This window comes from Kocuria sp. cx-455 (assembly GCF_057707085.1).
In genome coordinates this window covers 242,301-262,028 of sequence record NZ_JBYIPM010000003.1, presented here as the reverse complement: position 1 = coordinate 262,028, position 19,728 = coordinate 242,301, and the positions used below count along the sequence as shown (strand labels likewise).

Annotated in this window: 18 protein-coding genes; 14 read left to right on the top strand and 4 right to left on the bottom strand. The window is 66.8% G+C overall.

Annotation, left to right across the window (positions count from 1 at the left end; translation table 11 throughout):
• Nucleotides 1–4: 4 nt before the first annotated feature.
• From AC3ENJ_RS06700 to AC3ENJ_RS06690, 3 genes are all read right to left on the bottom strand, one after another.
• Nucleotides 5–1,771, bottom strand: a complete 1,767-nt coding sequence (locus AC3ENJ_RS06700; protein ID WP_431813487.1) for a bifunctional 3'-5' exonuclease/DNA polymerase — start codon at nt 1,769–1,771, stop codon at nt 5–7.
• 61 nt (nt 1,772–1,832) lie between these two features.
• Nucleotides 1,833–2,390 carry a DUF1697 domain-containing protein gene (locus AC3ENJ_RS06695; protein WP_431813486.1) on the bottom strand — a complete coding sequence of 186 codons (558 nt, stop codon included), beginning with the start codon at nt 2,388–2,390 and terminating at the stop codon, nt 1,833–1,835.
• A gap of 9 nt (nt 2,391–2,399) precedes the next feature.
• A complete protein-coding gene (locus AC3ENJ_RS06690) occupies nt 2,400–3,815 on the bottom strand; it encodes an aldehyde dehydrogenase family protein (RefSeq protein ID WP_431813485.1) in 1,416 nt (471 codons plus the stop codon).
• Nucleotides 3,816–3,899: 84 nt separating this feature from the next.
• Between AC3ENJ_RS06690 and AC3ENJ_RS06685 the strand changes: the two genes are divergently transcribed.
• The 8 genes from AC3ENJ_RS06685 (at nt 3,900) to AC3ENJ_RS06650 (ending at nt 9,750) form a co-directional block, all read left to right on the top strand.
• The gene (locus tag AC3ENJ_RS06685; protein WP_190781216.1) at nt 3,900–4,574 is read left to right on the top strand and encodes a peptidyl-tRNA hydrolase; all 675 of its coding nucleotides are present in this window, start codon (nt 3,900–3,902) and stop codon (nt 4,572–4,574) included.
• A gap of 183 nt (nt 4,575–4,757) precedes the next feature.
• Nucleotides 4,758–5,891: a septum site-determining protein Ssd gene (gene ssd, locus AC3ENJ_RS06680; protein ID WP_431813484.1), complete on the top strand. Its 1,134-nt coding sequence runs from the start codon at nt 4,758–4,760 to the stop codon at nt 5,889–5,891.
• The gene (locus tag AC3ENJ_RS06675) at nt 5,888–7,102 is read left to right on the top strand and encodes a TadA family conjugal transfer-associated ATPase (protein ID WP_431813483.1); all 1,215 of its coding nucleotides are present in this window, start codon (nt 5,888–5,890) and stop codon (nt 7,100–7,102) included. The genes ssd and AC3ENJ_RS06675 overlap by 4 nt, the downstream gene beginning before the upstream one ends.
• Nucleotides 7,099–7,890 carry a type II secretion system F family protein gene (locus tag AC3ENJ_RS06670; protein WP_431813482.1) on the top strand — a complete coding sequence of 264 codons (792 nt, stop codon included), beginning with the start codon at nt 7,099–7,101 and terminating at the stop codon, nt 7,888–7,890. The genes AC3ENJ_RS06675 and AC3ENJ_RS06670 overlap by 4 nt, the downstream gene beginning before the upstream one ends.
• A gap of 77 nt (nt 7,891–7,967) precedes the next feature.
• Nucleotides 7,968–8,480 carry a type II secretion system F family protein gene (locus AC3ENJ_RS06665; protein ID WP_431813481.1) on the top strand — a complete coding sequence of 171 codons (513 nt, stop codon included), beginning with the start codon at nt 7,968–7,970 and terminating at the stop codon, nt 8,478–8,480.
• 83 nt (nt 8,481–8,563) lie between these two features.
• On the top strand, nt 8,564–8,815 hold the full coding sequence (locus AC3ENJ_RS06660) for a DUF4244 domain-containing protein (RefSeq protein WP_190806752.1): 252 nt from the start codon (nt 8,564–8,566) through the stop codon (nt 8,813–8,815).
• An 82-nt stretch (nt 8,816–8,897) separates the two neighbouring features.
• Nucleotides 8,898–9,326 (top strand): TadE family type IV pilus minor pilin, encoded by a 429-nt coding sequence (locus tag AC3ENJ_RS06655; RefSeq protein ID WP_223841184.1) that lies wholly within the window; start codon nt 8,898–8,900, stop codon nt 9,324–9,326.
• Nucleotides 9,313–9,750 (top strand): Rv3654c family TadE-like protein, encoded by a 438-nt coding sequence (locus tag AC3ENJ_RS06650; RefSeq protein WP_431813480.1) that lies wholly within the window; start codon nt 9,313–9,315, stop codon nt 9,748–9,750. The genes AC3ENJ_RS06655 and AC3ENJ_RS06650 overlap by 14 nt, the downstream gene beginning before the upstream one ends.
• 63 nt (nt 9,751–9,813) lie before the next feature.
• On the opposite strand, the gene AC3ENJ_RS06645 is transcribed toward AC3ENJ_RS06650, so the two are convergent.
• Nucleotides 9,814–12,162, bottom strand: a complete 2,349-nt coding sequence (locus tag AC3ENJ_RS06645; protein ID WP_431813479.1) for a DEAD/DEAH box helicase — start codon at nt 12,160–12,162, stop codon at nt 9,814–9,816.
• Between the two features lie 193 nt (nt 12,163–12,355).
• Here AC3ENJ_RS06645 and AC3ENJ_RS06640 point away from each other — a divergent pair, with 193 nt between their 5' ends.
• The 6 genes from AC3ENJ_RS06640 (at nt 12,356) to AC3ENJ_RS06615 (ending at nt 19,715) form a co-directional block, all read left to right on the top strand.
• Nucleotides 12,356–12,820 (top strand): pyridoxamine 5'-phosphate oxidase family protein, encoded by a 465-nt coding sequence (locus AC3ENJ_RS06640; RefSeq protein ID WP_190781223.1) that lies wholly within the window; start codon nt 12,356–12,358, stop codon nt 12,818–12,820.
• A 3-nt stretch (nt 12,821–12,823) separates the two neighbouring features.
• Nucleotides 12,824–14,473 (top strand): DUF7059 domain-containing protein, encoded by a 1,650-nt coding sequence (locus AC3ENJ_RS06635; RefSeq protein ID WP_431813478.1) that lies wholly within the window; start codon nt 12,824–12,826, stop codon nt 14,471–14,473.
• 10 nt (nt 14,474–14,483) lie between these two features.
• A complete protein-coding gene (locus tag AC3ENJ_RS06630) occupies nt 14,484–14,918 on the top strand; it encodes a pyridoxamine 5'-phosphate oxidase family protein (RefSeq protein WP_431813477.1) in 435 nt (144 codons plus the stop codon).
• A gap of 119 nt (nt 14,919–15,037) precedes the next feature.
• Nucleotides 15,038–17,890, top strand: coding sequence for a type I DNA topoisomerase (gene topA / locus AC3ENJ_RS06625; RefSeq protein WP_431813476.1), 2,853 nt, complete (start codon nt 15,038–15,040; stop codon nt 17,888–17,890).
• Between the two features lie 41 nt (nt 17,891–17,931).
• Nucleotides 17,932–18,909, top strand: a complete 978-nt coding sequence (locus AC3ENJ_RS06620) for a Ppx/GppA family phosphatase (protein ID WP_190781227.1) — start codon at nt 17,932–17,934, stop codon at nt 18,907–18,909.
• The gene (locus AC3ENJ_RS06615) at nt 18,909–19,715 is read left to right on the top strand and encodes a sugar phosphate isomerase/epimerase family protein (protein ID WP_190781228.1); all 807 of its coding nucleotides are present in this window, start codon (nt 18,909–18,911) and stop codon (nt 19,713–19,715) included. Before AC3ENJ_RS06620 ends, AC3ENJ_RS06615 begins: the two co-directional genes overlap by 1 nt.
• Nucleotides 19,716–19,728: the final 13 nt, after the last annotated feature.

Below are 19,728 nucleotides of genomic sequence, written 5' to 3'. Positions count from 1 at the left end.
TTGGTTACTTGGCGTCCGCGTAGCTGGTAACCACGCTGGTCGTCACCGGAACCTCGACCGGCACTCGGCCGAACACGGTGCGCACCGCCTGCTCAGCGGCGTCCAGGACCACCTGCTTGACCCGTTCGGACTGGTCCTGGGCGCAGTGCACCATGACCTCGTCATGCAGGAAAAAGACCAGGTGGGCATCCAGACCTTCACGGTGCAGCCCATGCCGGATGTGCCCCAGCCAGGCCAGAGCCCACTCCGCGGCCGATCCCTGCACCACGAAGTTGCGGGAGAAGCGCCCATGGGTCCTAGCCGCTTGGGCCGCGCGGCGCTCGCCGGCGGCGGTGTCCGTGGCGCGCTGAATTTCGAACCACTCCGGTTCCGGCAAGGGCGACCAGCGCCCGAGATAGGTACAGACCTGCTCTCCTCGTTCGCCCACGCGAGCGGCGTGTTCCACATAGCCCACGGCCCGGGGGAACATTCGGGTGAGGTGCGGCATGAACCGGCCCGCAGCCCCCTGGGTGGCGCCGTACATGGCACCCAGCAGCGCGACCTTGGCGTGAGGCCGTTCCTTCAGTTCCGAACCCCGTTCCAGGCCCTGCTGGGCCATGGACTCGTAGAGGTCCCGATCCCGTGAGGCCTGGGCCAGCGCATCGTCGCGGGCCAGGATGGCGAGCACGCGGGGCTCCAGTTGAGCGGCGTCGGCGACGACCAAGGTGCGGCCGGGATCGGCGCGGACGGCGTCACGAATGAACTTGGGGATCTGCAGTGCTCCGCCGCCGCGAGCGGCCCAACGGCCGGTGACCACGCCGCCCACCACGTACTCGGGGTGAAAGCGGCCGTTGTCGACCCAGGTGTCAAGCCAGTGCCAGCCCGTCGCGGAGAAAATGCGGGACAGTTTCTTGTATTCGAGCACGGGGGTCACGAGTTCGACCCGGTGCGGATCGGGTTGGCCCGCGACCATCGCCCAGTCCTTGAGCACCCAGGCGCGGGTGGATGCAATGTCGATGCCCGCGGTGCGCAGGGCCTTGAGGAGCTCATGCGGGGAATCGGGATTCAGCGTGGGAGCGGCCAGAACCCGGCGGATGTCCTCGGCCAGTTCTTGCATGCGGGCGGGACGCTCACCCTCCTTGGGGCGGGAACCCATGGCGGCAACGAGGATCTGCTCGTGGATGTCCGGGTCCCACGGGATCCCCTGATGTCGCATGGTGGCGGCGACCAGTGCGCCCTGAGATTCGAGGCCCAGGAGCATGTCCAGCCGTTTGGGATTGCGGGCCGTGCTCACGGCGCGGATCTGCTCTGCCAGTTCGGCGACCAGATCGTCGAGCCCCGGCCCGCGGTCCGTGGCCATGGCGAACAGTGAGGTTTGCGAGTCCGCCACCGGGCGTGGGCGCGGTCCCGGAACATGTCGGGGGTCTGCCGGGTCGATCACCGGGGTGTAGCGCATGGGCCGGGGCTCACCGGAGTTTGGGTCCGGTGCTCCGGAACCGGGCGCGTCGGAGGCGGTGGCGAGGATGGTGGCGCACAAACCTAGATCGCGGCATTTGGTGGCCCATACGTCAGCTTCGCAGAGCAGCGCGGCGGGTACGGACGTGTCCATCCAGGTCCAGACCGGCGGCTGCACGCCCGCTTCCAGTGCGGCGGCTTCTCGCTGGGCCACGACGCCGGGAAAATCCTGGTCCGTCACCGTGAGTGGTTGCCCCGCCCGCCGGCCGTTGGCCGTGACCACCTGCAAGGTCCAGCCTCCGGCCCCGGTCTCCGCCGGAGCCACCACTATGTGCATGCGCTCATTATCCCGTGGGGCACCGACATGCAGTGGGTGGGGTCCGCGCTGCGCCGCTTCCTCAAGCCGGCGACGCCGCACCGTCCAGTAGGTCCGCGACCTTCCGGACGGTGCGCATGTTCCGGGCGGTGATGGTCATGTCCGGCAGCTGCCTACCGAGTGCGACCGGCAGTTTGGACGCGTGGATGCCCTTGTCGCTGCCGTACCAGACATAGATTTCCGAACCGTTGACCACGATTCGTTCGTCCTGGTGGATCGGGAGTGCGGCCAGGTCCAGCTCGAGCACGGGGCGGTCACAGAAGTGCACCTGGTACAGCTTGTCGTCGGTGGCGATCTGACGCAGCGGGTCCGCGGCGAGCACGGCCGAGAGATCTTCGAGTGTCCGGTGAATGACCGGGCTCCTGACGCCGAATTCGGATTCGATGGCGGCTGCAAGGTCTCCCGCGAATTCCGCGGGATCGCCCGGAGGAACACACACCACATTGCCGCTCTGCAGGTAGGTCGTCACCTGGTGGGCACCGAGCTGCTGCGTCAGCAGAACCCGCAGTTCCACCATCGGAACCCTGTTGTTGACCCCCACGTTGATTCCACGCAAGAAGTACGCCGTGGGCTGGTTCATGGCCACATCCTACGACCCGGGGGTGCGCCGCTTCTTGTTCCCCACGGGCGACACCGCGCGGTCCAGAACGGACTTCACCGCACCGTGGATGGGCGGATAAATGACACCCAGTGTTTCCGGTTTCAAGGGTTTGGAGAGCACCGCGCGTTGGTGGGTGAAGGTGTCTCGTGACCATGTGCCGTGATATCTTCCTTGGCCGCTGGTGCCTTTACCGCCGAAGGGCAGGTAGGGGCTGCCCACGTGCGCGACCGGGACGCCGATGCTCACACCACCGGACGGGACCTCAGCCATGATGTGGTTCCGTACTGACGTGTCCTCCGCGAAGATGTAGAGGGCCAGCGGAGTGTCCCGGGCGGTCATGCGTTGTACCGCCTCTTGCGGCCCGCGCACCGGCAGGACGGGCAGCACCGGACCGAAAATTTCCTCGCCCATGACCGGATCGGATTCCGCCGCGGGATACAGGACGGTCGGGGCAATGTAGCGATTTTGCCTGTCCACCTGGCCACCACAGACGACGTTGTCCGAGCCGACCGGCGGGATCATGGCACTCACACGGTCCACCGCGCCGGTGTGAATCATGCGCCCGAAATCCTCGGATTCCTCCGGCCGCGCGCCAAAACTCTCGCGCACGGCAGTCGCGATTTCCGCGGCCAGGGCAGCCGCAATGTCCTGGTGCGCGTAAATGTGATCCGGTGCCACGCAGGTCTGACCGGCATTGATGAACTTGCCCCACGTGATCCGACGGGCAGTGGCACGGAGGTCCACGTCATGGTGAACATAGGTCGGGGACTTCCCGCCTAGCTCGAGCGTGACGGGAACCAGTTGGCGCGCCGCGCGCTCGGCCACGGCGGTGCCGGTGCGAGTGGAACCGGTGAAAAACACGTGATCGGGACGGGCGTCGATGAGGGCGGTGGCGGCGTCGGCCGGGCCGGTGACCACCGCGATGGCTTCTTGATCGAAGTAGCGCGGGGCCAACTCGGCAAACAGCTGTTCCACGGCAGAACTGACCTCACTGGGCTTGATGACCACGCAGTTACCCGCGGCCAAAGCTCCGATCAATGGGGAGAGCTGCAGTTGCAGAGGGTAGTTCCACGGGGAAATGATGACGACCACACCCAGCGGGTCGTAACGCACCCACGAACGGCCCGGGAAGAACTGCAGGGGGGTGCGGACCGGCTGGTCCTTGTACCACTTCTTGAGGTTCCGGCGGGTGTGTTTAAGCTCGGTGATCACCGGATAGATTTCGGTCATCGTGGCTTCGAAGGCGGACTTGCCCAGGTCCTGTCCCAGCGCGATCTGCCACTGCTCGCGATGGTTGACCAACATGGCCTCCAGCGCGTTGAGCTGGCCCCGGCGCCATTCCAGGGGCCGGGTCCGTCCGGTACGGAAGGTACTGCGGAGTCTGGCCACAACGTCAGCGTTCATGGATCCAGGCTACGGGTGGTCCCTGACAGGCATACCGCAACGACGGCTGTGGGGAGTGTGGCTGCCGCGTGGCACAGTGGAAGGATGTCCGAGCAGATTCCCGATGACCACGACATTCCCTGGGCCATGCAGCTGGTGGTGCACCGGGATCGGCAGTCTCCCGCGCGGCAAGTGGACGTGGCCGAGGCCGCCGCGCGCGCCGTCGTCGCCCTGCTCGCCGACCCACGGTGCGCACCGGACGGGACCTGGTACCCGGCCATGAAGTACTGGCGGGACGCGCGCATTCGCAAACTGGTGCGGCGCGCGGACGGCAAGCGATGGACCGATGTGCAGCAACTGCCCGGCGTGACGGTCACCCAGCAGGGCAGCGGCGAATTCGGCGACGCCGCCGTGCGCGCCTTCGTGCCGGGCCCGGTCAAACCGCTGCCCAGGGAACTGAACAAACTTCAAGTCTCGGGCACGACTTTTCCCGACGACGGCGCCTCGCACTCGAGTGACGCCATGGTCACCGTGGAGGTGCGGCCGGGGCTGGAGATGACCAGCGGCAAGCTCGCGGCCCAGTGCGCCCACGCCGCGCAATTGGCATGGGAGACCATGTCGGATGCCGATAAAGAGCGGTGGCGGGACGATGCGTTCCGTGTGCGCGTGGACTACCCGAGTCAGGAGGAATGGGCCGCCATCACGCGTCCGGTTGCGGTTGTCGACGCCGGACTCACCGAACTTGACGGGCCCACCGAGACGACCAGGGCGTGGTGGTGACCGGGCAGCATCCGGTCATGACCGTTCTTGGTCAGTCTGGCTCACGGCTGACCGCCCCGCGAGGGTGATAGCTCGCGGTGACGCCACTGCACAGGCTCGAGCCATTCCGTGAAGGGGTGGGTCCGGCTCCACAATCGGAGCCCGGTTAACCCTCGGCGCGGCTGATCCGACGACTGTAAGGGCATGACCCCTTCAACGCACAGGTCCCCGGACACGGTGGTGATTCCGCGGACCCGCAGAGCCCAGCGCACCGCCATCGATCGTGCGGTCGTCGATCGTCGAGGCTCCGCTGAGCCGGTGTCTGGCCTGACCAAGACGGTCCACCTATTGAGCGAGGATCCGCAGCTCATCGAAGCCGTGGAGGCCGTGTGCGTGAGCTGTCGCGTGGAGCTGGCCGCCGTGGAAAATCTCGGGGACGCCAAAGACGCGCAGACGCTGCTGATCGATGCGACCGCGGAGGTGGCACACGCCCCCAAAGGCGCCATGATTGTGGCGCTGTCCTCCCACACCGCAGCCTGGGAGCTTGCGGCGCGCAGCGCGGCCAGCGCCGTGGTTGTCCTCCCCGACGCCGCCGAGTGGCTCGCAGAGATGCTCTCCAGCGATGACCACGATGCGAACGCGGTTGACCTCGGACGCGTCATCGGCGTGGTTGGTGCCGCCGGCGGGGTGGGAGCGTCGACGTTTGCGTGCTGGCTCGCCCAGGAACTCTCGGGGACCGGCGCGCCCACGGCGGTGGTTGATGCGGATCCCGGCGCGGCGGGTCTGGACCTGGTGCTGGGCACCGAATCGGAGGAAGGTCTGCGGTGGCCGGAACTGCAGCAGTTCTCCGGTGCTGTAGCTGCGGACCAATTGTGGGCCGCTATGCCGAGCACGGGACCCCTGCGTTACCTCTCCTGGGATCGCCACGGCACACACGCCACCAGGGTGCCCGTGAGCACCGTGATCCACGCGCTGCGACGTGCGGCGAGCTATCTGGTCGTTGACCTGACAGCGGACTGCCTCGAGGAACAAGCTCGCTGGTGCTCCACCGTGCTGGTGCTCACGCCACGCACCGTCAGGGGAGTGTTGGCGGCAACACTGGCGGTTCAGCGCTGCGGTGACATTCCCGCCATGACGGTCCTGACCGGGCTCAACGTGGCGGACGTGGATACCGCTCTGGTGGAATCGGCGTGCGGAGTCGGGTGTGCCGGGTCACTGAGTTTCGACCCTCGCCTGCCGCAAGAACTCGACAACGGTGCCGCGCTGCAGCGGGGCCGGCGCTCCAAGCATGCGAAAGCCGTGCGCGCCATCGCCCAGAGGCTGGAGGCGGGCTCATGAGCGGCACGGAACTCGATCCCCGGTTCCTGGACGACGTCCGCAACCGCTTGCTGCAAGAAGGTGGTGCCCTCACCGATACCCGGATTGCCCGCGCCATCCGGGACACCGGACGGGTGCTGGGCGCGGTGGGATCCATCAGGGCCGTACAACACGTCAGGGCCGAACTCACCGGGCTCGGTCCGTTGGAACCACTCTTACCCACCACGGGTCTCAGCGACGTGTACGTCAACGGGCACGAGAACGTCTTCATCGAGACCCTCGGGGGTGTGCAACGGGTCCCCTCACCCTTCACAGCGGAGGCTGAGGTTCGAGCGCTCGCGGTGCGTCTCATCACGGCCGCGGGACGCCGGCTCGACGACGCCAATCCGTGCGTCGACGTGCAGACCGCCACCGGGCTTCGCGTTCATGCGGTGATCCCGCCAGTCTCCACGAGCGGCACGTTGCTGTCCATCAGATTCCGGGCACCCCAGCGTTTGTCCCTGTCCGACCTGGTGCTCCGCGGGGCCATCCATCCGTTCATGGCGGATGTGCTGTGCTCGGCCATGAGAGCGGGGGCGAACCTCATGATCAGCGGGGCCACGGGATCCGGGAAAACCACGGTGCTCTCCGCGCTGCTGTCCCAGAGCCGCCCGTCGGAACGTCTGGTCCTCATTGAGGACGCCGCCGAGCTCGATCCCGACCATCCTCACGTGGTGGGGCTGCAGGCCCGCCATGACAACGTGGAAGGCAGCGGCGGCGTCGACCTGGCGGAGCTGGTGCGGCAGGCCCTGCGCATGCGACCCGACCGCCTGGTGGTCGGGGAATGCCGCGGGGCCGAGGTACGTGAGCTTCTCACGGCCCTGAACACCGGCCACGCCGGTGCCGGCACCGTGCACGCGAACTCCGCGCAGGCGGTCCCTGCTCGATTGGCGGCACTGGGATCCCTGGCGGGTATGAACCGAGAGGCCGTTGACCTGCAGGCATTCAGCGCCCTCGATCTGATCGCCCATGTCAGCAGGGGACCCCAGGGCCGGCGACTGGAGACCCTGTGCACGCTCGAACTATCGAGCGGGCGACTCAGCACCCGGTCCGCCCTGACCTGTGTCGATGGAGAACCGGTCAAGGGTCCGGGGTGGCCACGTGTGGCGCAGCTGTTGTCGAGCGCTACAACTCACGTGAGCGCACCCGAAGCTGCACGTACGGCCGCTGCGAGCGCGCGAGGTGCGTCATGATTCTTACGCTGGCCGTGGGAATCCTGGTCGCCGCAGCCGGTCTGATCTGGGCCGGTGGGACCGGGGACCGCGCGCTCGTCCATCACGGCGCTGCGGTGGCGAGGAACCATCACAGAGCACACGGGGGAACGACTCTGGCCCTGAGGTCTTTCGTGTCCCGGCGGTGGCGTCGGGACCGCGCGGCCGAAGCAGCCCAGTGGGTCACGCTGGTGCGGCGGCTGGCAGCCTTACTCAGCGCCGGGCGCAGCCCGTCCCTTGTGTTCGGCCATGCATCCCGGGCAACCGGTCACAGTCACGCCAACCCCACGGCGGTGTGGATCGACCGGTTGTGCAGAGAGGTTCACGCAGCATCGGAGCTCGGCGTTCCAGCATCGGGCACGCTGGGTCGCGTTGCCCACACCGCGCCGGACGTGTCCGACCATGAACTGGCCCGTTGGGCCCGCTCCGCCAGCATGCAGCTCGCGGCCTGCTGGGAGATCTCCGAACGATCCGGCGCCTCACTGTCCAAGACCCTCCACGGGTTGGCCGACTCCGTGGAGTCCCAGATCGACGCCCAAGCCGCGCGAGAGAGCGCGCTCGCCGGTCCCCGTGCCACGGTCCGGGTGCTGGCCTGGCTGCCGGTACTCGCCCTCGGGCTCGGCATGCTCATGGGAACCGACCCGATCACCACGTTGATCACCACTCCGTGGGGACGGATAGCTCTGGTCGTGGGAGCCGTTCTCACCGTGGCCGGCCGGTTGTGGACCCGCCAGCTCATGCGCCATGCCGAGGGGGTGGACGGGCCATGATGGTCGCCCTCAGCGCGGGCCTTTGTCTGGCCGCAGCGTTTTTCGTCTGGTCCTCTCCTCGGCTCGTTGGTGCTTCCGTGGTCACCGCTGCCACCTCACGAGCAGGCATGTCCGACGACGCCGCCGCGTCGCCTCCGCCAAGTAAGTCTCCCGGGTTGCCGGCGGCCACACTGGTGGAACTCACCGCCACGCAGCTGGATGCCGGGCTGCCCCTCGCGGAAGCCGTGTCGATCCTGGCCCACAGCACCGCGGGTTCCGGTTACCCGGAGCTGCGGCCGGTCGCCGCTGCGCTGCGGTTGGGGCTGGACTGGGACAGCGCGTGGTCCTCGGCCGACGGGGCGTCTGGAGCGTTACTGGATTACCGCGATGCGCTCGAATTCACGGCCACGTCCGGGGCGGCCTCGGCATCGGTCCTCCGGGGCCAAGCCGAGCAGGTGCGGCGCGCCCAGTTCCGCCGGGCAGAACGTGCGGCGGAGGCGCTGTCGGTTCGGCTGGTCCTGCCGCTGGGGCTGTGCTGCCTCCCCGCCTTCATGTGCTGGGGTGTGCTGCCCGTGCTCATGAGCCTGTTGCCCAAGGTGTTCGGATCATGATTCGCAACCGAGCGCCGCCCGGGTGCGGCGACAACACGTTCGTTCAGCCATCACCCCACACCTTTGAACCACAGGAGAACCCCATGTCCACCATCGTTGCCTCCACTTCCACCCCCGCCGCACCTCCAACCATCGCGCCCGACGCCGTCCTGGAACCTCACGGCACGGACCTCGCCTTACGGGCGGATCACCCCGACCTCGGGGCGTCCACGGCGGAGTACGCGGTGATTGTCCTGGCCGCCGCCGCCTTCGGCGGTGTGATGGCAGCCGTGCTGTCCTCCGACTCGGTCTCGGGACTGCTGCTGGGCATCATCCAGAAGGCGCTGTCGGTGTAATCCGATGGGACGCCCCGTGGGGCGCGTGTCCACCACGAGGCGCGCCCCACGGCCCCTCGCGAAGTCTCGGAAAGGTACCGACATGCGACCACATCACATCGCGACCGCGCGCTTCTCACACGGCTGCCGGCCCGGACGCGGAACCCCGGACGGGCGGGAGAGGGGAGCGGTCACCGTGGAAACCGCGGTCGTCATGCCCGCACTCGTGCTCCTCCTCGCGGTCATGTTGGCCGCCGCCGCGGCGGGGATGACACTGGTCCGTTTCGAAGAGGCGGCTCGGGCATCCGCGCGGGCGGCCGCCCGCGGCGAATCCGTGGCCGTGGCCCAGGACAGGGCGCGTGAGATCGCTGGCGAAGACTCCGCGGTGACCGTGGCTGCCGGGGCGGACCGTGTGACCGTGACCGTCAGCGGACCCGCGCCCGGGATCCTGGGCACATGGAGTCACTGGACGTTACAGGCGGATGCCATGGCCGTGACCGAAGGGGCGAGGAACGCAGATGCGGGCCACTAACCGTCGTTCAGCTGCCCCGAATCCCCCGAGATCCGTGCTCGGCGGGCCCGCCGAGCACGGTCATCCGGACGAAGGGTCGGGAACCGTCCACGGCATGAGCATTGCCGTGCTCATGTGCGCAATGCTGATCGTGATTCTGCTGCTCGGTCAGGCCGGGATCTCGATGCACCGTGCTGTCAAAGCCGCGGACCTCGCGGCGTTGGCGGCGGCGGACACGGCCCGCGGATTGGCCAGTGGCGTGCCGTGCGATGTGGCACGTGCCGTGGCTGCGGAAAACGGTGCCGTCATGGATCACTGCGAGCTGGCCACGCGGGAACAAACCACGGTGGATGTCCGCACGAGCATTGCGTTGTTCGGTCCGCTGGAGCCACTCGGTCCGGCCATGGGTGTCTCACGCGCCGGCCCGCCGCCGGGAGGGCCGTGATTGATGGCGGGAATCCCTTGGTACCGTCCGCCCGTGACTACAGCCGTGTTGTTCGCGCCACTATCATTGCCCAGCCATGACATCCGGGGCGAAGCGCAGCACCCCGTTCAGCAGTTTGAGCGCGCCGGCCTTGTCCAGCGGATTGTTGCGGTTCCCGCACTTGGGGGACTGCACGCAGGAGGGGCAGCCGGCCTCGCATTCGCACGCGGCAACGGCGTCCCGGGTGGCGGTGATCCAGCGGTGGAACATGTCGTAGCCGCGCTCGGCGAAGCCCGCTCCGCCGGGGTGGCCGTCATGGACGAAGATGGTGGGTAATTCGGTGTCCACGTGCAACGCCGTGGACAGGCCACCCACATCCCAGCGGTCGCACGAGGCCAGCAGCGGGAGTAAACCGATCATGGCGTGTTCGGCGGCGTGCAGTGAACCGGGGATGTCCGGCTCCTCGATCCCCATGGCGGCCAACCGGGGCTGATCCACGGTGAACCACGTGGCGGTGGTGGCCAACTGGCGGGGCGGTAGCTCCAGCGGTTCTTCACCCACCATCTCGTTGGAGGCCGTGAGCTTTCGCTGAAAACTCGTCACCTGAGTCGTCACGTCCACCCCGCCGCGGTGAATGGTGATGGGACCCCAGCGCTGGGTGTCGGCCACGGAGCGCACCCGCACCTCGGTCACATCGCGGGCCACCGTGTAGAAATCCGGGAACGCGTGCCGCACGGATGCCACGTTGAGTTCCTGGTCCAGGTCCTCGACCAGGTACGTGCGGCCCTGGTGCACGTACACCGCCCCGGGGTGCGCCTGGTAGTGGGACTGGGGCGCGCCCATGGTCCCCAGCACAACACCGGTTTCCGACTCCATGATCTGCACGGGCCCGCCGTCACCCGAACGAATGGAAATCATGTCGGCCGGGTGCTCGGATCGGCTCCAGAACCACCCGCTGGGGCGGCGCCTGAGGTGCCCTGCCGCCTCCAGCGACTGCACCACGTCGTGCGCCGTGGGACCGAACTGGTTGAGCTCCGTTGCACGAAGGGGCAGTTCGGCCGCCGCTGCACACAGATGCGGTGCAAGCACGTACGGATTGGACGCCTCGAACACCGTGGCCTCCACGGGCACGTCAAAAATGGCCTCGGGGTGATTCACCAAGTAGGTGTCGAGCGGATCATCGCCGGCGATCAACGCTGCCAGAGCATGCTGGCCCGCACGCCCAGCACGGCCGATCTGTTGCGCGAACGAGGCACGAGTGCCGGGCCACCCCGCAACCAGAACGGCGTCGAGCCCGGCGATGTCGATGCCCAGTTCCAGGGCGGAGGTACTGGCCACCCCGAGCAGCCGACCGTCCCGCAGGGCCTGTTCCAACTCGCGCCGTTCCTCGGGAAGAAAACCCGCGCGATAGGCGGCCACCCGGTGCGCGAGCGAGGGATCAACCTCTTCGAGTTGCCGGCGGGCGATCTGCGCAATGGTCTCCGCACCCCGGCGTGAACGAATGAACGCGATCGTGCGGATCTGTTGCAGCACCAGATCGGTGAGCATGTCCGCGGATTCGGCGGTCACGGTACGCCGGGAGGGCGCATCGTTTTCCGATCCGCCCGGCGATTGCTCCGGCTCCCACAACACGACCGTGCGCGAACCATGGGGAGAGGTATCGCGCTCCACGGCGGTCACCTCGGCGGGGGAGACGCCGATCAACCGCGCGAAAGAATCCTGCGGGGACGCACTCGTGGCGGACGCGCCGATAAAGATCGGATCCGCGCCGTAATGGGCCGCGACCCGTGTGAGCCGCTTCATGAGCACGGCCACGTGAGAGCCGAACACCCCCCGATAGGAGTGGGCTTCGTCGATGATCACGTAGCGCAGCCGCCGGAAGAACCGCGACCACCCCGTGTGATGGGGCAGCACCCCGTGATGGAGCATGTCCGGGTTGCACAGGATCACGTCAGCGTGGTCGCGGATCCAGCGGCGTTCACCGGTCTCGGTGTCGCCGTCGTAGGTGGCCGCGCGCACGCGGTCGAACCCCAGGGAGCGCAGCGACGTCAACTGATCGGCGGCGAGTGCCTTGGTGGGCGACAAGTACAGCGCGGTGGCTTCCTCGGGGTGGTGCAGCAGCCCGGGACGCGAAGCGATGGCGATCTTGCCACGGTGGACCGCATTGAGAACCAGCGATTGGTAGACCAGCGATTTTCCGGAGGCGGTCCCGGTGGCCACAATCGTGTGCCGCGGTGCGGTCATGGCGGCCACCTGGTGGGCGAAAGGCTCGTGAATGCCCAACCGCTCGTACGCCGCACGAACGTCCGGATGAATCCCCTCGGGCCACGGCGCGTACTCGGCCTCACGCGCGGGCAGTTCGCGGACGTGACGGACCTGCTCGGGCCGCGGTCCGCGGCCGAGCAGGTTGACCATCTCCTGGGAAGAACTCACGATCCCATTCTCCCGCACGCGGCCGCACGCGGGCATCACTCACTGGCGCGCACTGGCCGCCGACGCCGCCGCCCCGGCCGTCACCCGTGCCGCTCGCCCTCCACCGCAGGCCCCAGCGCGTCATGGGACCGTGATCTGCGCCTTTTTGGCGGTGGTCTCCCCGCGAACGCAGCGCGCATGGAATTATGAAGACATGAGCACTCCGGAGCAGGGACACCCCATGAACATCGCCAAGGCCCACGACGAACAGGACGAACCCAAGCAGCCGCCCATCCAGGAACTGTCCGAACAGGAGAGTTGGGATCTGCTCAAGCAGGCGCGGTTTGCCCGGTTGGCCACTCGAGACGGCGATGACATCGACATCACCCCACTGAACATCGTGACCGATGGTGAGCGACTCTACTTCCGCTCGGCCAAGGGCACCAAGGTGCTCCAGTTGCAGCTGAACCCCAGCGTGACCCTTGAGATCGACCGCGCCACCGGTTCCGAGGCCCACTCGGTGGTAGTGCGCGGCACCGCTCGGATGCTGACCGAGACCGCCGACACCGAGCGTGTGGAGTCGTTGGGGCTGCGCCCGTGGCTCGAGACCGAGAAACTCGAATACGTGGAGATCACACCCACGCGCATCACCGGTCGCAAATTCCGCCTGGGCCACTGAGCGTTGGCTGATTCCCCCGCCGCTGCCGCGCCGTTCAGCGCGGTGGCTAACTCGCCGCGCTCGCAGGAACCCCGGGCGGTCCTGGACCTTCACCGGGATCTGACCGACAGCAATTTCACCGTGGACGGGGTCACCGACTTGCTCGGTGATCGCGCCATGGACGCGTGGCTGCGTGAACAGCCGGTCCCGGCCCGCGTGGCACTCGATCGCGTGGGTGCCACCCAACCGCGGCTGGCCGCCATGATCGCCCTGTTCCTGCTCGGGGATCCCGTGCCCGCCGCGGCTGTCGACACCGCACTGCCGACCGTGGGCGCCTCGGGCCTTGCTCGCCTGGGACTGCTGGAGGACGGTAACGGCGGTGATGATGCAACGGTGCGCGCCGCCGTGGACCTGCGCCCCTATTCCACTGATGTGTCCGGCGAGCTTTACGTGGTCAGTGACCTGGGCGCTTTCCAACGTCCCGGCGTGCTGCGTCATGATCATGTGCTGGGTATCGGAGGCGCCTCACTGACCCTGGTCCGCGCCACTGAAAGGCGAGAGGTGGAAACCGCCCTGGACGTGGGGACCGGGTGCGGGATCCAGACCTTTCACTTGCTCTCCCACGCCCGCCACGTCACGGCCACGGATCTCTCGGAGCGCGCGCTGGCCACCACGCGGTTCAACCTGCTGCTCAACGCCCGGGCCTTGGGTCTGGACCCGTTCGACCTGGAGGCTCGCGTCGCGCTGCTGCACGGCAGTCTCCTGGAACCGGTCGCGGGCCGGACCTTCGACCTGGTGGTCTCCAATCCGCCGTTCGTCATCACCCCGCGCCGCACTCGCGAAACGGACGAGGATCGTTTCACCTACCGCGACGGCGGTAAGGCGGGCGACCGGCTCGTGTCCGAACTGATCACCGCACTGCCCAGCGTGATGGCATCCGGGGCGTCCGCCCACTTACTGGCCAACTGGGAAATCCCGGACGCACCGGGCACGGACCCGACAAAGACCTGGTCGGAGCGCGTGGAACAGTGGTTGACGCCGGGTACGGGCGCATGGGTCATTCAACGCGAGATCCAAGACGTGTGCGAATACGCCGAGACCTGGTTGCGGGATGCCTCGCAGCAGCGCGATCCTGAGGCCTACGAAGCCGCCTACCGCGATTACCTGGCCGACTTCGCCTCCCGCGGTGTGGGCGCCGTCGGTTTCGGTATGGTTCGGCTCGCGCAGCCCCAACATCCCAGCCCCGACCACGACCCCCTGAGGATTTTCGAGCACATCGACCATCCCATCCAGCAACCCATTGCGGCGACCTTGGCGGCGGAGTGGCACCGCGCGGACGTCATGTTCCGGGCGAAGGGCGCGAGCGGCGTCGTCGCGGGCGCGTGGCAGGACAAGCATTACGACGTCGCTCAGGACGTTACCGAGGAACGTCACGGTCGCCCCGGCGCGGAGGATCCGGCCCTGATCCTGCTGCGTCAGGGCGGGGGACTGCGGCGAACGGTGGTGCTCAGCAGCGAGGCCGCGGGATTCGTGGGGGTGTGCGACGGAGAACTCAGTGCGCGTCAGATCCTGACGGCCCTGGGATCGTTGCTGGGTTGGCAGGGCGGTCCGTCGGAGCAATTATTACGTGAAATCAGGGCGCTCATCACCCACGGCCTGTTGGTGGAAGTGTAAGACTGATGGCATGAGCACCGGCGAAACCTACAATCCGATTCTGCCCCTCGACAGCACAGCGGTGTGGGAGCTCTTGGGAGAACTCCCGTTCGGGCGATTGGCCGTGCAAGCCGCAGGCATCGTTGACATCTTCCCGGTCAACTATGTGGCCAAAGACCGTAAACTGTATTTCCGGACCGCGCAGGGCACCAAGCTGGCGAGCCTGGTGGTCAACAACCAGGTGGCCTTCGAAGTGGATCGCGTGGTCGGGGATCACGTGCGCTCCGTAGTGGTACACGGTCGCGCGCGGCGGTTGGAAACCCAGGCCGAACGAGAAACTGCCGAACAGCTTCCGTTGAAGGCTTGGGCGCCCACGTACAAGTACCACTTTGTGGTGATAGACGTTGACTCGGCCACCGGCCGGGAGTTCACCATGACCACCGAGCCGGATCACGATCCGGCCTAAGCATCGAAACGCGTGGTAAAACCTTTCGTGTGAGACGGTTGTGACCACGGGGCATCCGTGCAGCCCCCAACCGGAAGGACCAGACCCGCTCGAATCCACGGGTCATGACGAGGAGTACCGTGCCAACTAAGGCCACCAAGAACGCTGAGACCGGCAAGAGCCTGCTGATCGTGGAGTCACCGTCCAAGGTGAAGACCATTGCGGGTTACCTGGGTGACGCCTACGAGGTCGAATCCTCGATGGGTCATATCCGGGACCTGCCGCAGCCTTCTGAGCTGCCCACGGACATGAAGAAGGGCCCGTACGGCAAGTTCGCGGTGGACGTGGAACACGGATTCGACCCCTACTACGTGGTCAACCCGGACAAGAAGAAAAAGGTCACCGAGCTGCGTCGCAAGCTCAAGGATGCGGACGCCCTCTACCTCGCAACCGATGGCGATCGCGAGGGCGAGGCCATCGCGTGGCACCTGATGCAGGTGCTCAAGCCCAAGGTCCCGGTGTACAGGCTGACCTTCCCGGAAATCACCCGTGAAGCCATCGAGCGCGCGTTCGGGCAGCTGCGCGAACTCGACAAGGACCTCGTGGACGCCCAGGAGACCCGCCGCATCCTGGACCGTCTCTACGGCTACGAAATCTCCCCGGTGCTGTGGCGCAAGGTGTCCTCGGGCCTGTCCGCCGGCCGCGTGCAGTCAGTGGCCACCCGCCTGGTGGTGCAGCGTGAACGCGAGCGCATGGCGTTCGTCCCCGCTGATTACTGGGACCTCACCGGCACGTTCGCCCGTCCCGAGGGCCAGGACGCAGGCCGCGGGTTCACCGCTCGGTTGTCGTCCCTGAACTCTCAACGCGTGGCCACGGGCAAGGATTTCTCCGATCGCGGCGAACTCAAGAGCGCCCGCGGTGGCACCATGGCTCACCTGGACGAGGCCTCAGCCACCGCGCTGGCCGCCGGGCTACAGGATGCCGAGTTCACGGTTCGATCGCTCGAGACCAAGCCCTACACCCGCCGCCCTGCCGCGCCGTTCACCACCTCCACGCTGCAGCAGGAAGCCGCGCGCAAGCTGCGTTTCACGTCCCGCACCACCATGCGGGTGGCCCAGCGGCTGTACGAGAACGGCTACATCACGTACATGCGTACGGACTCCGTGGCGCTGTCCGACCAGGCCGTCAATGCTGCCCGTCGCCAGGCCAAGGAGCTCTACGGCGAGGATTTCGTGCCGGGCAAGCCACGCGTGTATTCCTCCAAGTCGAAGAACGCGCAGGAAGCTCACGAGGCCGTGCGACCCGCGGGTGACTCGTTCCGCACCCCCTCGCAGGTTCGCTCGCAGTTGTCGGTGGACGAATACAAGCTGTACGAGCTGATTTGGAAACGCACCGTCGCGTCCCAAATGGAGGACGCGAAGGGCTCGACCGCAACGGTCAGGTTGGGTGCCTCGGCATCTCCGGCCGCCGGTGAGCTTGCGGGCGCCGACGCCGAGTTCTCCGCTTCCGGTACGGTCATCACCTTCCGTGGCTTCCTGGCCGCGTACGAAGAAGGCAAGGACGAGAACCCCGAGACCGCCTCCGGTCAGGGCAAGGACGAGGACAAGCGGCTGCCGGTCATGGCCGAGGGCGATGCCCTGGACGCCACGGACGTCACCGCGGACGGTCACACCACCACCCCGCCGGCCCGTTACACTGAGGCCTCGCTGGTGAAGACCCTGGACGAGCTGGGCATCGGCCGGCCGTCCACTTACGCGGCCACGATCTCCACGATCATGGACCGCGGGTACGTGCAGGTGCGCGGATCCGCGCTGATCCCATCCTGGCTGGCGTTCTCCGTGGTGCGGTTGTTGGAGGACCATTTCACGGACTACGTGGACTACGACTTCACGGCCGAGCTCGAAGACGACCTGGACCGCATTGCCCGCGGCGAGGAAGAACGGGTCAAGTGGTTGACCGGTTTCTACTTCGGCGACGGCCAGAAGGAACCCGGGCTCAAGCCCATCGTGGAGGATTTGGGCGAGATCGACGCCCGCGCGGTGAACTCGATCCCCATCACGGACGAGATCACCCTGCGCGTGGGTAAGTTCGGCCCGTACCTGGAGGTGGCCGGAACCGTTGATCCGGAGACCGGGGAGGTCACCGACCCGGTGCGCGCCAATGTTCCCCTGGACCTGGCCCCGGACGAGCTGGACGCGGCCAAGGCCCAGGAACTCATGGAAGTCGGCAAGGCAGACGGCCGGGAGTTGGGGGTCGATCCGGAGTCCGGTCGCATGATCGTGGCCAAGGACGGCCGTTATGGTCCGTACGTGACGGAGATCGTCCCCGAGCCCACTCAGGAAGAGCTCGACGCGATCCCCACCGAGTACTACAAGAACGGCAACCCCAAGCCAAAGAAGGTCGAGAAGCCCAAGCCCCGCACGGCGTCCTTGTTCTCGTCCATGAAGCTGCAGGACGTGACCCTGGACGACGCCCTCAAATTGCTGTCGCTACCGCGAGAACTGGGCGCGGACACGGACGGTGAAACCATCACCGTGCAGAACGGTCGCTACGGCCCGTACCTGAAGAAGGGCTCGGATTCCCGTTCGATCGGTTCCGAGGATCAGATCTTCACGATCACCCTGGACGAGGCCAAAGCCATCTACTCCCAGCCCAAGCAGCGTGGCCGCCAAGCGGCCAAACCACCGCTCGCGGATCTGGGCGCGGACCCCATCACCGAGAAGCACATGGTGATCAAGGACGGTCGCTTCGGTCCGTACATCACGGATGGCGAAACCAACGTGACGGTTCCCCGCGCGGAAAGCATTGAGCAAATAACCAATGCGCGCGCCTCCCAGTTGCTGGCCGAGAAGCGCGCCAAGGGCCCCGCTCCCAAGAAGACGACCACGCGCGCCCGCTCCACCAAAACCGCAACGAAGTCCAAGACCTCGAGTAAGGCCAAGGCGGGGACCAAGGCAGCGACCACCCGCAAGGCATCGGCCAGCAAGAAGTAATCCACCGCGGATCACGATCCGCGGTGGAGTAAAGGAACCACATGCGGCTCTCAGTCCTGGACGTCGGCTCCAACACGGTCCATTTGCTCCTGTTAGATGTGTATCCGGGGTCCAAACCGGAACCGTACGCGTCCCACAAAATGGCCCTGCGGCTCGTGGAACACCAGGACGAGCAGGGGCGGATCACCGATCACGGGCGGGATCTGCTAACGGCATTCGTCATCGAGGCGCGAAACTTCGCGGTGGACCACGACGCCGAGGATCTGCTGGCCTTCGCCACATCTGCCATTCGCGAGGCCGCCAACGGTGGCGATGTGCTGGACCATGTGCAGTCCCGGTCGGGGGTCACCCTCACGGAGATCTCCGGCGATCAAGAATCCGCGATCACCTTTTACGCCGTGCGCCGCTGGTTCGGCTGGGGTGTCGGGCGCATCATGGACTTCGACATCGGCGGGGGCTCGTTCGAGATGGCCGTGGGCACCAACGCCCTACCCACCGTGGCCACCTCGGTCCCGTTGGGTGCCGGGCGGATGCACCGAACGTTCCTGGGCAGCAGCGACGCCGCCTCGCCGGCAGACGTGAAGAAGTTGCGCCGGCATGTTCGCACCACACTGAAGCCCGCGGTGGAGAAGATCGAGAGGGGTGGCCGCCCGAACCTGGTCGTGGGAACGTCCAAGACGTTCCGGTCACTGGCGCGAATCTGCGGTGCGGCGCCGTCGGCCCAGGGGCCGTACGTACCGCGCACCATGCACGCGGAAGACCTGCGGTTGTGGACCCGGCGGATGGAGGCCATGACCGTCTCCGAGCGCGCCGAACTGCCAGGTGTCTCCGACCATCGTGCGGCCCAGGTGCTCGCGGGCGCTATCGTTGCCGAAACCGCAATGGATATGCTCGACATCGGAACCCTGCATATTTCCCCGTGGGCGTTGCGCGAAGGGCTCATTCTGCGTCGACTGGACCGGTTGACCACCGGGGCAGCGATCCACACCGTCAACCCCAAGAATTTGGTGGCCAAGTGATGTCCCAGAACGAGGATCCGTATCGCCCGCACGTGGCGCTGTCCACCAGTTCGCTCTATCCCAAGGGCGTGCCCGAGACGTTCGACGCCGCTCGGCGCCTAGGGTACGACAGCGTGGAAGTGCTCGTCACCCATGAGCGGATAAGTCAGTTGACGCACCGACTCCTGAATCACATCCAGGAGTACCAGGTGCCCATCTCCACGATTCACGCGCCCACGTTGTTGTTCACCCAGCAGGTCTGGGGCAAGGCCTGGACCAAGGTTCAAATGGCCGCCAAACTCACCGAGCAGGTGGGCGCCGAGGTGGTCGTGGTGCACCCACCGTTCCGATGGCAGGCCAAGTACGCGCGCAACTTCGTGCAGGGGGTGCGCGAGGTGTCCCGGATGACGGGCATCAAGATTTCGGTCGAGAACATGTACCCGTGGCGTGTGGCGGGCCGCAAGGCGGTGGTGTACTCACCGCACTACAGCCCGCTGGGCCAGGACTACGACTGGGTCACCTGGGACTTCTCCCACGCGGCCACCGCGCACATGGATTCCCTGGCGGCAGTGCAAGAACTGGGCTCCCGCCTGGGCCATGTGCACCTCACCGACGGTTCGGGGGAAACCATGGCGGATGAGCATCTGCTGCCCGGGCTCGGCGTGCAGCCGGTGGCTCAGACACTGCAGTACTTGCGCGACACCCGCTGGCAGGGAGTGGTGGGCGTGGAAGTGTCCACCCGGAAAGCCAAAAATGCCGACGAGCGGGACGCCTGGTTGTCCGAATCCTTGGCGTTCGCTCGCCGGCACATGGAGGAAACGAACTAGGGGACCGTTTCCT